Origin of the sequence: Pseudomonas sp. SO81, assembly GCF_030374125.1 — a bacterium.
Classification (GTDB): domain Bacteria; phylum Pseudomonadota; class Gammaproteobacteria; order Pseudomonadales; family Pseudomonadaceae; genus Aquipseudomonas.
The window spans coordinates 486,446-499,168 of record NZ_CP126126.1; the positions used below are offsets into that span (position 1 = coordinate 486,446).

At 59.1% G+C, this 12,723-nt stretch carries 15 protein-coding genes; 1 reads left to right on the plus strand and 14 read right to left on the minus strand.

The genetic code is table 11. The annotated features are described in order from the left end of the window. Window positions 1-14: 14 nt before the first annotated feature. From OH686_RS02230 to OH686_RS02290, 13 genes are all read right to left on the minus strand, one after another. Window positions 15-2,138 carry a zinc metalloprotease gene (locus tag OH686_RS02230; protein WP_289535984.1) on the minus strand — a complete coding sequence of 708 codons (2,124 nt, stop codon included), beginning with the start codon at window positions 2,136-2,138 and terminating at the stop codon, window positions 15-17. A 532-nt stretch (window positions 2,139-2,670) separates the two neighbouring features. Beyond that, complete coding sequence (locus OH686_RS02235) at window positions 2,671-3,435, minus strand: alpha/beta fold hydrolase (RefSeq protein ID WP_289535985.1); 765 nt, start codon at window positions 3,433-3,435, stop codon at window positions 2,671-2,673. Between the two features lie 165 nt (window positions 3,436-3,600). Beyond that, window positions 3,601-3,975 (minus strand): iron chaperone, encoded by a 375-nt coding sequence (locus tag OH686_RS02240; protein WP_289535986.1) that lies wholly within the window; start codon window positions 3,973-3,975, stop codon window positions 3,601-3,603. Window positions 3,976-4,079: 104 nt separating this feature from the next. Further along, window positions 4,080-4,664 (minus strand): DUF6151 family protein, encoded by a 585-nt coding sequence (locus OH686_RS02245; RefSeq protein ID WP_289535987.1) that lies wholly within the window; start codon window positions 4,662-4,664, stop codon window positions 4,080-4,082. 108 nt (window positions 4,665-4,772) lie between these two features. Further along, a complete protein-coding gene (locus OH686_RS02250; RefSeq protein WP_502942765.1) occupies window positions 4,773-5,324 on the minus strand; it encodes an RNA 2'-phosphotransferase in 552 nt (183 codons plus the stop codon). Window positions 5,325-5,410: 86 nt separating this feature from the next. Then, a complete protein-coding gene (locus OH686_RS02255) occupies window positions 5,411-5,755 on the minus strand; it encodes a hypothetical protein (protein ID WP_289535988.1) in 345 nt (114 codons plus the stop codon). Between the two features lie 96 nt (window positions 5,756-5,851). Beyond that, window positions 5,852-6,391: a super-infection exclusion protein B gene (locus OH686_RS02260; RefSeq protein ID WP_289535989.1), complete on the minus strand. Its 540-nt coding sequence runs from the start codon at window positions 6,389-6,391 to the stop codon at window positions 5,852-5,854. A 104-nt stretch (window positions 6,392-6,495) separates the two neighbouring features. Next, complete coding sequence (locus tag OH686_RS02265; protein ID WP_289535990.1) at window positions 6,496-6,963, minus strand: hypothetical protein; 468 nt, start codon at window positions 6,961-6,963, stop codon at window positions 6,496-6,498. A 99-nt stretch (window positions 6,964-7,062) separates the two neighbouring features. After that, window positions 7,063-7,599 (minus strand): hypothetical protein, encoded by a 537-nt coding sequence (locus tag OH686_RS02270; RefSeq protein WP_289535991.1) that lies wholly within the window; start codon window positions 7,597-7,599, stop codon window positions 7,063-7,065. Window positions 7,600-7,687: 88 nt separating this feature from the next. Next, window positions 7,688-8,161, minus strand: coding sequence for a hypothetical protein (locus OH686_RS02275; RefSeq protein ID WP_289535992.1), 474 nt, complete (start codon window positions 8,159-8,161; stop codon window positions 7,688-7,690). Between the two features lie 468 nt (window positions 8,162-8,629). After that, window positions 8,630-8,944, minus strand: coding sequence for a hypothetical protein (locus OH686_RS02280; protein ID WP_289535993.1), 315 nt, complete (start codon window positions 8,942-8,944; stop codon window positions 8,630-8,632). Between the two features lie 236 nt (window positions 8,945-9,180). After that, entirely contained in the window at window positions 9,181-10,329 is a 1,149-nt protein-coding gene (locus tag OH686_RS02285; RefSeq protein WP_289535994.1) for an acyl-CoA dehydrogenase family protein, read from the minus strand. A gap of 70 nt (window positions 10,330-10,399) precedes the next feature. Next, window positions 10,400-10,972: an eCIS core domain-containing protein gene (locus tag OH686_RS02290; protein ID WP_502942766.1), complete on the minus strand. Its 573-nt coding sequence runs from the start codon at window positions 10,970-10,972 to the stop codon at window positions 10,400-10,402. A gap of 119 nt (window positions 10,973-11,091) precedes the next feature. On the opposite strand from OH686_RS02290, the gene OH686_RS02295 reads away from it, so the two are divergent. Then, complete coding sequence (locus tag OH686_RS02295) at window positions 11,092-11,514, plus strand: hypothetical protein (RefSeq protein WP_289535996.1); 423 nt, start codon at window positions 11,092-11,094, stop codon at window positions 11,512-11,514. On the opposite strand, the gene OH686_RS02300 is transcribed toward OH686_RS02295, so the two are convergent. Then, on the minus strand, window positions 11,507-12,685 hold the full coding sequence (locus tag OH686_RS02300) for a PepSY-associated TM helix domain-containing protein (RefSeq protein ID WP_289535997.1): 1,179 nt from the start codon (window positions 12,683-12,685) through the stop codon (window positions 11,507-11,509). The two genes, OH686_RS02295 and OH686_RS02300, sit on opposite strands and share 8 nt — an antisense overlap. Window positions 12,686-12,723 lie beyond the last annotated feature (38 nt).

Consider the following 12,723-nt stretch of genomic DNA (forward strand, 5'->3'; position numbering starts at 1 on the left):
GCATCCGTTACGCCCTACTTGGCAGTGGCCAGGCGGGCAGGCTTGGGCTTGGCCCGGCTGACTTTCGGCAGGCTACCACCGGCGTCGGTGAGCAGGCGGTCGAGCTTGTTCTGCTCGGCGTTGCTCATCACCGTGCTGTCGTCCAGCAGCGCGGTGGCCGCCTTGACGTCCGGTTTGCGCTTCATGAAGCGGCTGGCCAGGCGCTTGGTCTCGATCGCCGCGAAGTGCGGCTTGAGCACCGGCGAAGCCAGCGCGGCCTGGATGGCCTCGATGCCGTCGCTCAGGTGATCGCCACCGAACACCAGTACCAGGTGCGCATCCGGCGTGGCCAGCACTTTGTGCGCGGCCTGGGCGTGGCGCTCGTCCACCGCGGCGGTGACCATCACCGTGGCGCGGCCGGAGGCATGCGCGACCATGCCGTCGATATCCCAGTGCACGTCCACCTGCACCTCGTGGATGCCCGACACGCCGAACAGCGCGCCCTCGGCGCCGCGCATCAGGGTCATCGATTGCTCGATGCGCTCACCCGGCTGCAGCACGCGGAACGGCGAGTCCTCGATGCAGTGGATGATGGTGCGGAAGGTACGCTGGTTGCCGGACGGATCGGTCACGCTGCCGCTGACGTGCTCGCTCTTCAGGCTCAGGTCGGCCGGCACCTGGATCGGCTGCTCGCCGCGGTTGACCAGTGCCACGCCGACGCGCACCGGCGCGCCCAGGGGCACTTCGCCGAGCAGCGCGTTGACTTCCACCTGCAGGCCCAGCACTTCCGCTTCCAGGTCGGTCGGGGTGATCGGCGGGGTCGCCGTGGAGGCACTGCCGAAGGCCACCGAGCCGGGGCGGATGAACGGGTCCGGGTAGTGGCGCAGCTGCTTGAGGTTGTCCGGATGGAACGACCACTGGATGTTGCCCGGGAACGGATTGCCCGGCGTGGCGCCGGCGGCGATCACATCACTGGTGCACATGAAGCCGAAGTCCGCCGAGTTGTGGTACAGGCCCAGGGCGTGCCCCAGCTCATGCACCGCGGTGCGGAAATACGGCGCCGCGGCGGTGCCGAAACGCTGGCCGCTGACCGTGCCCCAGCCGGGATCGATGATCCAGTGCGAGGAGATGCCGACGCCTTCGCGCGGCACGTTGTTGGAGTCGGTGCCGCCGTTGTCGTACATGATCCCGCGCGGCGTAGAGTCGATGTTCTTCACCGCCAGGATGTGATAACGCCACTCGGTGTCCAGGTTCACCACCGAGCGCCGCGCCAGCATGGCCGCGTGCATCTCGCCGTTGGACCAGGAGTTGCCGCTGGGCTCCAGCACATTGGTGTCGCTGAGGCTCACGCTGGTCTGGAAGCCCACCGCGTCCATCACCGTCGCCCAGGTGTGGCCGAGGCCACTGTCGGTCGGCCGTTCCGAGCCGTTGACCGTGTCGATCTCGATGGTGCAGCGGCGGAAGTAGGTGGACAGCCAGCCCATGGTCAGGCGCCCGACCACCGCCCCGGCGGCGTTCTTCACATCGCCTTCGGCGTAGTCGGACGGCGACGGATAGCCGGCCGGCGCGGTGATCCGCACCATCTGCGCGGTCAGCGTACTCTCCAGCGCCCAGGTATTCGGCGCGGTGAAGCGGTACAGCTGGAAGCCCAGGCTGAAGCTGTTGCCCAGGTAGAAGTACTCCGGCAGCGAGGTTACGCGCACGTAGTAGCGGTAGTTGTTGCGCGCCAGGATCGGGATGCCCGAGGCCGGATTGGGCCCGGCTAGCAGGATCGGCTTGAGCGACAGGTTGGTCGCCGCCGTCTTGGTCTGCAGGGTGGGGAACGGCACGGGGATGGGGACCGGCAGGAAGATCACCGGGCGCTGATAGAGATCGCCGCTGGCCGTACGGCCATCGCTGTGCGACTCGACCCGCAGAGTCCCGTCGTACGACACCAGCGAGGCGCCGCTGGGCTTGTAGTTGAGCAGCCAACAACCGGCACGCACGCTGCGGAACTGCGGAATGATGATTCCGCCCGGCCCGGGCAGCGCGGCGATATTGGGGTTGATGGCGACATTGCTGAGGGTGGCGGCACTGGCAGCGACCGGGGCATCTTCCTGGCCGGGCGGCAGCAGATCTGGCAGAGGCGGGAATTGCGAATTTTCAGGCAGGCGGGACATTGCTGAACACTCCTATTCAACAAGGGGCGCACCCTGCCCGTAGAACAACCTGAATCACTGCGCGAGCTACTGCACTGGTATGGCACGTCACCCTTGGAGAGATCCATGTGGGGTTGACTCGTGCGCACAGCGCAGCGCACGACGCAGGGATTATGGAACTGTTATTCCGAACGCACAGTGCCGCCCATCTGCCGGAGCGGGTCGCAAGACGAGCGGATAAAAGTGGCATCGGGCCATTGGCGGCGTTCGCTCACAACCCACTTTACTGAGCCTGAAGATGCCCTCCAGACAGATGACGCTGCGCTTGGCCGCCGCCTGATCGGACAGTCAGAATCTGCGCTGACCAAAGCGTGCGCCGCGAACGATGCAGGCTGTAAGCCATTTGCCATGCAGGCCTCGCCGTCCCCGGAACGGCCCTGCTCGCCTGGAGCGAAAATCGACTCCTGCGCGACTGAGCGCGGCGTTTTCGCGACCGTGTTTGCGGCCTGCACCCCAGCACTCAGCGACCTGGCTGCACGGCGGCATCGCGTGATCAGTCGCCCCGCTGCTGGAGGCTATTCAGCATCTCGACAATGGTCGCCACCACCAGCTCCGGCTCGCTGAACTGGGGAAAGTGGCCGCTGCGCAGCGCCATCACCTGCCGGCCCAGCGGCGAGAGATTGGCCAGCGCCTTCTGATGCTCCGCTCGCAACGCCAGGGCTTGTTCGGCGGTAGCCCAGGCCATCGCCGGCTTGCCGCCGCTGATAACGGTCAGCGGCACCGACGGAAAATCCGGCGCCGCCTGTAGCTCGGCCACGGAGCGCTCCAGCTGCTGGGTTTCCGCCAGTGGATTGGGCGGTGACAGCTTGGCGAGCAGCGCCGCCAGCAAGCGTTGCAACCGGGTGTCGTGCTGGTGCAGCAGAAGCACGTCGTCCGGCGTCGATGCCTCGATGAGCACCACCCCGGCCGTCTCCTGCGAGTACAGCCGGGCGAACAGGTTGACGATCAGCCCGCCGAGGGAATGCCCCACCAGCACATAGGGCGGTGGCAGCCCGGCCGTCTGTAGGGTCTGCCGCAGCGAATCGACCATCTGCGCGGCCGACTGGGCCACCTGCGGCTTGGCGCTGCCGCCGATGCCGGGGCGGTTGTAGGCAAACACCCTGGCCACGGCCGAGAGCCGCTCGAACACCTTGTGCCAGCCCTCGATCGGCCCGCCGGAGCCATTGACCAGCACCACCGTCGCCGGCCCGCTGCCGGCCAGCACGTACTCGATGCTTTCAGCGCCGAGCGATTTCTGTTTGGGAGGAAATCGATACATGAAGCGAACCTTGAATGATTAGGTGCCAGCGACCGCGTCGTACCTGCCCTTCCCGCCCTCGCACTGCACATGGCAGCAAGGGCTCGAACATATGCGAGGGATGCGCGTGAGCCGCAGCTTGCACTCCATGTGCAAACAGGCAGCCCGCGCTGGCCGGAGCTCAAGCTACCAAAAGGCGTCATCCTCGCGCGCTCGAACAGCACGCAAACAGTACTCGGCCAGCTGGCGCACCAACGCCTCCGGTACGGGCTCGCAGTAGGGAATCTGCAGGTAGTTCTTGGTGGTCCTGTGCCCCTGCAGCTCCTGCTGAAACGCCTCCAGCGCCGCCTGGGTGGGCGCGAAGTTGCAATGTGCCTTGTGCGCGGAGAAAGAGAACAGAAAACGCGGCTCCACGAAGAAGGGAGCGCCCCACTTGATCGCCTCCTGCGCCTCCGGAGCGACGCTCTTGAGAATCCCGTAGAGGGTGCGCAGATGCGGCCGACTCTCAGCAGGCGCCGCCTCGATATATTCGGCAATAGTGGTTGGACGCTTGCCTGTCATCTCAATCTGACCTCATCGCGAATGCGTTTGGGCGGGTTTGGCGCTGGGCTGGCCGAGTGGGAAGGCACATCTCCAGCTATCCGTTGACCAGGTCGGAACCAGGCTCAGGCACCGACTTTCAAGCTGGCCAGCTCTTCAGGCTTCAAGACTCGGGGAACGGCCCGCGGCAGGCCCGAAGCATCGAACAAGGGCGACTTCCGGTAACCCCCGCCGATACGGTTTGTGACCACGATCCAGATAAATCGAGCGATCACACCGAAGAGCCCACGCTGCTTGGGCTGTGGATCGCCCAGCGCAGTGTCCGTATTCAGCACCGCAATCTCGGCACCAAAATCCCTGTCCATACGCTCCCGATCCAGACAGGCATGAACCAGGCCGATAAAGGACACCTTGGCATCGGCCATGGTGTTGCCGATAGGCGTCGAACAGCACGACGTGTACCAGCGAAGCATGCCCTTATCGCTGAGCCGCACTGCCAACAAAAGCTCTTCACCCTGGGAGAAGCGCAAGTGTCGTTGCGCTATCTGAACTATCTCGGTTCCGCCCTGCTTATCCAACACAGCAGAGGGATTGCCAAGAAAACGCGCAAAGGCACGGCAATCAGTGCAATGGCAGATAAGGCGGTTGTGAGTGTTATTGCTTTCGAGCTGACCTTTAACCGCGCCACACCTGCATTGAATCGGATGCATTGTTGCCACCCATCCTTGGAGAAATCGGCCTATAGAGCCGTAAGGGTTGGTTAAGGGGCCGGTTTTTGAAGGCTCCGTTTGAGCGAAGCGAACGGCTTCAACCAGTTGTTAGCCCTCATTGGGAAACTCAAGATAATGGGGTGGAACAGCTTTTGTAAGCCAGACGCCATTCTCAGACTGATAAAACTCGTGACCATCCAAATGCATATCAGCAGCCCGAACCTTCAAAACGGTTGGCTTTCCGTGGCGGGCGCCTACCTCAATTGCTGTAGTCTCTGCGGAAGATAAGTGCACATGCTGCCTAGAACCAGATATAAGCCCATCGGCGTGAATTGAAGGGATAAATCTCGTGGCTGTGCCATGGAACAGTGTGGCTGGTGGGGCAAGCGGTATGAGTTTTAGATCCACGGCAATAGAGTGCCCTTGATTGGCACGGATTTTCCTCCCCGATGGATCAATTGAAAATCGCTTCTTCTCACTGGTGGCGACGATCTCTTGAATAAGCTCACTAGTCAGGGCAATGCCTTTAGCGACAGAAAGATGGATAAGTTCTTCAATATCCGCCCACCCTTCTGCATCAAGCTTAAGTCCAATTTCTTCTGGTTTATGGCGCAAAACAAGGCTTAAAAATTTACTTTTAGATTCGAGTTTTTTAGACATGATGATGTAGACCTAAGATTAGCTGGGCATCTAAAAGCATAGCTCTTAGGCCCGTGAATGAAGTGAGCGATAGTTGAGCTGCATGATTAGGCGCTTAACTGAATCTCTTTGAGTCTTTCGACTGCTTCGGCGGAGCCAATGCGGCCGGCATTTTTGTAAACTTCAAGCCCTGCATCTGAGTCCGAACAAATTTTGCCTAATATCTCGTACTCAATCACAAGGTGGGGATCAATTCGCTCTTTATGCTTTCTGAAAAGAGCCTTTTCTTCTTCATCGGATTCGTGTCCGTCAAGCGCATAGTTGGAGTAGAAATTTTTATATTGTAAACGGAACTCGGAGAATGAAATTTTTCCCTGGGCACATAGCCGTACTAAATCGTCATGCTCAGCGATTTTTTGTAGTAGTTCTGACTCTGAATCGAACATGATCATTTGGTGCACCCAAAGATTAAGCTAACAGGTAGACAAAAGCGCAGCTTTTGGCTGTCCAGCCAACGAAGTGAGTGGTAGGTGAACTCATTGTTAGCTTTACCACATCAAACCTCTTTTTTCCCTGGGTGTTCGTGGTTGCCCCACATATCCATCTAATAGATGTGGGTTTGCCTCTAGGTACCGACGAGCCCATGGCTGCAAATTAAAGGCAAAGCCATTTAAGATATCTCCTACATTTGCAGCGAGGTATGTAATATTTTTTGACCTTAAGCCAGCCATAATTCCGTCATCCATTCCAACGTGTATGGTGTTTTGTTGGTCTTGGATGTATGGAATTAGATAGCCTTTTTCCTCCGGCGTTAAGTCATGGAGCATTTCTTGGCGTGCTACGGTTGCCTTTCTTTGGTTGTGCCCTCGCAGAAAGAAGGTAAATACTCTTGCTGCGCAAAATGAAAATACTAACAAGAATGCAGGGCCTAGATATACTCGGAATTCATTGCGAAATCCATCGACAGCAACTGTCTTTGCATAATCCTCTGGCAAGAACAAGATAAGCCCTAAAACCGATAGGATTGCGACCAAAAAGGCTGCAGGTATTTTCCTAAAGTACTCAGCAAGCTCTGTTAATTTCTCCATGGCTGCTCGGTTCCTTTTGTAAAGCTAACGTTTGGTTAAGGGGCCGGCTTTAGCCGATCCTGCAGTGAGCGCAGCGAACGACTTGTTAGACATTGCACGCTCTGTCATGTGAAGAGATAGTTGAAGATAGCCTTCAAGGCAGAGCTCGCGCTACTGTATGGGGCGTCGCCGTACAATTTATTAAGAATCCACTCATTCTCCATGAATAAATCCGGCGCTAGAGCAATGATTACAAGGCACGTAAAGCCAATAAGGAAGACTGGTGTGCGTGATGCCTTAATGGTTTTCCTTATTTCACGCGCAACCCATATGTCGTAATCTGTCTTTTCTTTTTTCTTCTCAATTTGGCGGAGTTTCGTCATCTTGTTTCTAGATGACGTAAAGTGAAATGTGAATACAAAAATTAAGCTAATTAATCCCCAGAACTGAGGTGCGGGGGTGCCGAGCGCAGCAAGACCAAAAGTAAAGCCCATCAGGCCTGTTATTTCGTTCAGATGTTGCTCCCACTCTTTTACTTCTTTTGCTACAAGCTGGGCGTCGCTTACTGGGTCAGGTTTTTCAAATTTGCTCATTGAGACTTTCCTTGTCTAGCGTTTGGTTAAGGGGCCGGCTTTAGCAGGTCCCGAGTGAGCGAAGCGAGCGACTTGAACCAGTTGTTAGGCTGCACGGTATTAGACCTGTACATTCCATTCCGGCCGGAAAAACGCCTGAGGCGTCTCACCTTGCACGTTAATTTCATACGAAAAAGATTTGCTTTCTTCAAATTTGTTTTCGATAGATGTAGATGTCATTACGAAATTTACCTCTATACGATTCTTGCGATAGCGCCCCTCTCTTATATTTTTTACTCCGATCTCATTGATGTGACCTGCCGGCATCTGAATGCCAACACCCTGAGGGGCAAGTAATATCCACTCTTTATTATCAGGTGTTTGAAAGCTCTCATCGCCGATGTGGAGTTCAATTTTTGAGAGCTTAATCTTGCATGGGTGTGGGCCAACATTTCGAGGGATTATGCTCACAATGCAGCCGGGGCTTTCTGGTATTGGCTCTGCATGAACAATTGGAAATACATATGGACGATATTTTGATGAGTATTCGCGCTTTAGATACCACAGGGTAATGGCTGCAAGGATAAATGCGCCAAGTGCTGCGAAAGCGGTGACCGCATTTGCGTAATGAGTCGAGAATGTTTTTAGCCAATCCATCTGCGGTATTCCTAAGCCTAACGTTTGGTTAAGGGGCGGCCGCTTGCGGCCGTCCAGAGTGAGCGAAGCGAACGACTTGAACCACTAGTTAGGCTGCATTTTCGACATAGGCGGTAAGCCCTGCTATCAGGCATTCAAGCTCATTGGGGAAGTACTGTACAACAGCTTCATGATCGGGAGCACCAAGAGCGACCCACAGCTCACCAAGTTCGGTCTGTTCTTTTAACGTGTAGTTCTCGTATAACTCATAGTGGTATCGGGCGCGCTCGAATACGAACCGCCACCACTCCAGCTTCTCTTCGAGCTTCGTCAAATCAGCATGCCCAGGCATCCTTTCCGATGCTACTTCCAATACCTTCTTCTGCACGTATCCTGGCAGACCAAGCCATAGATTCTTGTAATTATGCGAATTCTTCGGTTCCTGACCTGAGAGTAGAAGGGCACATTTCAACAGAGTCTCAAATCCGAGAATACGAATGATTGCCTGCGAGTCGGAGCGCTTATCAAGCGAGCCCGCAAGAATGTTTGCGTCATGTAATCGATCCTGCGCCTCACGAAACATACGAGCAACTCGATCGTTCATATGTGGCCTAACGATTAAGCTAACGGGCAGCCAAAAGCGTAGCTTTTGGGCGTCCAGCGAACGGAGTGAGCGACAGTTGAGCGCATTGTTAGAGCCTTTGCCGCAGGGACTCAGAATGAGCTTTCAACCCCATATTCTCTGCTGCCAATAGAAGTTCTAACCAAAACTCCTTTGGTGCAGAGCAAAGCTCTCCAAGCTCCTGTAGCTCCTCCAGTCCAAGCCTCAACTCGTTATGATGAAGGAAGCTCTGCGCTTGAGCCCAGCAATCCTCAGCCTCTTGGCTGGGGAGGTGCTCAAGTAGGAAGAAACGACTAGCTGCAAGGTGTCGTAGCGTCACCGCCCAAGACTTGCGGAGTTCCTCATTGGTCATACAAAGACTCTAACGTTTAAGCTAAGGGGCCGGCTTCGCCGGTCCCAGCGAACGAAGTGAGCGCTTTGAGCGCATTGTTATGTGTTCGCAGAGCCCCAGTTAATGTGATTGCCAACTGGCACCTCTGCTAGGAATTCCTCGACAAGCTTCTTTAGCTGCCCCACATGCTCAGAAAAGTCGACCGTACCGTTATTGGAAATTTCATACCATTGGTCGGTTACGGCTAGTCCGAAGTCAATGATTTTGCTGCGGAATGGCTCCGGAACATTCAAAAGAAACATTGGGTCGCCGGACTCAACAAGTGCCAGCATCAACTCTCTTTTAATTATTGTCTCAGGCAGGTTGTATTCTTCCTGCTCCGCAATTAGTGATTTTATTTCATCTGGGGTCATGAGGTGAGTTCACATAACTATAAGTAGGCGACACAACTGGCGTAATTTTTCCGCCACTTGTGTCGCATAACATTCCTTGTCGCTCCGCAAGTCGATGTTTTTCCTGAGGTCATGCCAAGCAGAAGCGGCAGAAAGGAAAAAGCAAACACGACATGGCTACGGCAAGCCCTGTGCCTCAACCGAGGCGCTTCGGGCGAGGCTACTGATTGGCCATCACACTGTCCAGAAAGCGCCGTTCAGAGTCCCATCTGCTTGCTGATGATCTCGTTCATCACCTCGCGCGAGCCGCCGCCGATGGAGAGGATGCGGTTGTCGCGGTACAAGCGCTCCACCAGGCTTTCGCGCATGTAGCCCATGCCGCCGAGGATCTGCACGGCATCGTAGGTAATGCGGTCGGCCACGTCGGTGGCGAAGTTCTTGGCCATGGAGATTTCCTTGATCACGCTCTTGCCGGCGGCCATCTTGGCGGCCTGGCGGTAGGTGAACTCGCGGGAGACTTCCAGCTGGGTGGCCATCTCGGCCAGGCGGTGCTTGAGCACCTGGAACTTGCCGATCGGTTTGCCGAAGGCTTCGCGCTCGCGGGCCCAGGCCATGGCCTCCTCCAATGCCATCTGGGAGGTCATGTTGGCCATCAGCGCCAGGCTCAGGCGCTCGCTCTGGAAGTTGGCCATGATGCAGGCGAAGCCCATGTTCTCCGCACCGATCAGGTTCTCCACCGGCACCTTGCAGTCGTCGAAGAACAGCTCGGCGGTGTCCGAGGCCCACCAGCCCATCTTCTTCAGCGAGCGGCCGACGGTGAAGCCGGGCGTGCCCTTCTCGATCAGCAGCAGGCTGACGCCGCCGAAGCCTTCGCCGCCGGTGCGCACGGCCACGGTGTAGTAGTCGGCGCGCACGCCGCTGGTGATGAAGGTCTTGCTGCCGGTGACGCGATAGAAGTCGCCATCGCGCACGGCGCGGGTCTTGAGGTTGGCCACGTCGGAGCCGCCGGAGGGCTCGGTCACCGCCAGGGCCATGATCTTCTCGCCGGTCAGCACTTCGGGCACCACGCGCTCGCGTAGCGCCGGCTTGGCCCACTTGACCACCGGCGGCAGGCCGATATCCAGCGAACCGAGGCCGGCCACCAGGCCGCCGGAACCGGAGCGCATCAGCTCTTCGCTGGCCGCGACCTTGGCGAATAGGTCACCCTCATGGCTGCCGCCGTACTGTTCCGGGTAGCCGATACCGAGGATGCCGGCGGCGCCGGCCTTGCGGTACAGCTCGCGGGGGAATTCCTCGGCCTCCTCCCAGTCCGCCACATGGGGCAGGACTTCGCGCTCGATGAAGCGGCGCACCGAATCGCGGACCAGCTGATGGGATTGGTCGAAGTATTCCTGGAAGGCGGACATGTGGGTGGCTCCCGATTGTTGTTTTCGCCACCCTAACCGAGCGCTTGCTTGGTTATCAAGCGACTGCGGATTATTGCACCCGCAGCGCCCGTGCCACCTGGATCTGCATGTCGTAGGCCGGCGCCTCCACGGCATTGAAGTCGTGGGTGTAGCGCTGGGCGAAACCGGTCGAGCCCCACTCGCGGTACTGCTTCACGTGCCACAGCTCGTGGGCCCAGAGGGCGACGTCGAGCTCGGCATCCTCCTGGTTGCGGAATACCACCACGTCGACCAGGGTCACCGCCTGGATATCCGGGTTCTGCAGCATGGTGCTGGCCACGTCCAGCTCGTCGAGCGCGCCGACGCGAAAGCGAACCGTATCCAGCAGCACGTTGTCGTAATAGGGCAGCAGCTGAGCGCGGATGCCCGGCGGAATCGGCTGGGTGCCGGACGTCAGCGCGGTATCGCGGGACTGCAGGATCCAGCGCTCCAGCGTCACCGCCGCGGTACCGAGCACTTCCTTGCGGACCTGCTCGAACTCCGGCACGCAGATGCAGCTGTTGAAGCAGATTTCCATTTGCCCCACGGGGCAGGCGGCAGAGGCGCCAAGCGGCGCTCCCAGGACGAGGAGCAGCGCAGCGGATCGTAGAAGCGCAGGAGTCACGGATTTACCAGGAGTAGTTCGGGGGGAACGGTGGGCCGCCATCTTGGCAGCGGATGGCCGCCGACGCTATGACCGGCTTGGGCGCCGGAAAATCCCCAGCGCTGCCATGGAGAGGAAAAATGCGCGCCATCTGGATCGCCATCTTTGTCTGCCTCCTGGCGGGCTGCGTGACCCGCCAGGACTACCAGCCGCAGGCCATTTCCGAACGCGAGGCCTATGCGGTGATCACCGAGGTGGCGGAGCAGCAGCCCGCCGCCCAGAACTCCATCTCCGCCTACCTGGACAGCCGCTACCTGGGCTTTCGCAGCGAGCACGACTCGGCCGCCGGTACGCCGCAGGACATCCGCGAGCGCATCTATTTCAACTCGCTCGACACCATCGAGCTGCGCCGCAGCGGGCTCGGCTATCGCGTGCGGTTGAACGGCCCGAATGGCGACACCCTGCGTGAGTTCCACCTCGCGGACCGCCCGCAGGCCGAGCGCTTCATCGACGCCCTGCACTACTACCGCGAGCACGCCCCGGCCTTTACCGGCCTCAAGTGAGCAAGGCAGCTTCGGCGCGGCGCCCGGCAGAGCGCCGCGCACGCTGCTTGCGCCACCAGATGACGATGCCGGTGATGCTGAGCACGGCGATGGCCAGGCCCAGCACGGCGATCAGCACCCGCCCGGGGAAGCCGAGGATGCGCCCGCCGTGGATCGGCAGCTGCAGCTGGTAGAAGCGCTCGCCGAGCGTGCCCACGCCGGGAATCTCGCGACCGATCACGCTGCCATCCTCGCCATGCACGAAGACCCAGGCATTGCCCTCGTCGCTGGCGTGGTCGCCGAAGCCGGCGCCGAAGAAGTTGTACTCGAAGCTGTGGTACAGCTCGGTGATCGGCGCATGCAGCCCCAGGCGGTCACCCTCCTCCCGCGCCAGCGCATAGGCCTGGCGGTAATCCAGCTTCAGCTCGCCGAGTTCCTCCTTGGCCAGCCGCCCGCGCGCCTCGTAGGTGCTCAGCGGCACCTCGGAGAACAGCGACACCACCGGCTTGAACACCTCGGCCGGCAGGTTCATGGCCACACTGCTCACCGCCACCGGCGTCAGTAGCAGCCATAGCCACAGGCCGCCGGCACGGTGCACATCATGGTTGAGGCGCTGGCGTTTGATCTTCCAGGCCTTGCCCCACTTGCGCCAGAACGGCCGGCCGCGCGGCAGGGTCAGCCACAGCGAGACCAGGCAATCGATAGTCCAGAGGATGGCGATGATGCCCATCAGCCAGATGCCCCAGTTGCCCGGCAGGCTGAGGTTGTAGTGAAACTCGAGGATAAAGGGCACGAAGTTCTCGCGGGAGAAGCAGCAGGCGCCCCATTCCCGCTCGCCCAGCACCTGTCCGTTGGCCGGATCGAGGTAGAACACCCGCGGCGCCAGCGGATAAGGCTGGCCGCTGGCCGGATCGGTGCGCGGCACGGTGGCCAGCAGCGCCGAGTGGCCGGGCTCGTCCGGCTGCTCCATGTACCAGACCAGGCGCTGCGGATGCTCGGCCTCCAGCCGCTCGATCAGGCTCGGGCCGTCCATGCGCGCCGTGGCGGCGTGGTCGGTCTGATAGAACTGCGGGTTGAGCCACTCGTCCAGCTCGTGGTGGAAGGCCAGCACGCTGCCGGTGAGGCCGGCCAGGGCGAGGAAGATCGCGGCCAGGCCCAGGTAGCGGTGCAGCAGAACCAGGATGTTGCGCATGAGGTTTTCCCGTCTGGCAAACAGCAGAAGGCCGCCGT

Coding starts and splice junctions, on each gene's coding strand:
- OH686_RS02275 (WP_289535992.1), bottom strand. CDS start 8,161: ATGTTTCGTGAGGCGCAGGATCGATTACATGACGCAAACATTCTTGCG.
- OH686_RS02250 (WP_502942765.1), bottom strand. CDS start 5,324: ATGTCTAAAAAACTCGAATCTAAAAGTAAATTTTTAAGCCTTGTTTTG.
- OH686_RS02260 (WP_289535989.1), bottom strand. CDS start 6,391: ATGGAGAAATTAACAGAGCTTGCTGAGTACTTTAGGAAAATACCTGCA.
- OH686_RS02235 (WP_289535985.1), bottom strand. CDS start 3,435: ATGTATCGATTTCCTCCCAAACAGAAATCGCTCGGCGCTGAAAGCATC.
- OH686_RS02240 (WP_289535986.1), bottom strand. CDS start 3,975: ATGACAGGCAAGCGTCCAACCACTATTGCCGAATATATCGAGGCGGCG.
- OH686_RS02255 (WP_289535988.1), bottom strand. CDS start 5,755: ATGATCATGTTCGATTCAGAGTCAGAACTACTACAAAAAATCGCTGAG.
- OH686_RS02265 (WP_289535990.1), bottom strand. CDS start 6,963: ATGAGCAAATTTGAAAAACCTGACCCAGTAAGCGACGCCCAGCTTGTA.
- OH686_RS02280 (WP_289535993.1), bottom strand. CDS start 8,944: ATGACCCCAGATGAAATAAAATCACTAATTGCGGAGCAGGAAGAATAC.
- OH686_RS02230 (WP_289535984.1), bottom strand. CDS start 2,138: ATGTCCCGCCTGCCTGAAAATTCGCAATTCCCGCCTCTGCCAGATCTG.
- OH686_RS02285 (WP_289535994.1), bottom strand. CDS start 10,329: ATGTCCGCCTTCCAGGAATACTTCGACCAATCCCATCAGCTGGTCCGC.
- OH686_RS02300 (WP_289535997.1), bottom strand. CDS start 12,685: ATGCGCAACATCCTGGTTCTGCTGCACCGCTACCTGGGCCTGGCCGCG.
- OH686_RS02295 (WP_289535996.1), top strand. CDS start 11,092: ATGCGCGCCATCTGGATCGCCATCTTTGTCTGCCTCCTGGCGGGCTGC.
- OH686_RS02245 (WP_289535987.1), bottom strand. CDS start 4,664: ATGCATCCGATTCAATGCAGGTGTGGCGCGGTTAAAGGTCAGCTCGAA.
- OH686_RS02270 (WP_289535991.1), bottom strand. CDS start 7,599: ATGGATTGGCTAAAAACATTCTCGACTCATTACGCAAATGCGGTCACC.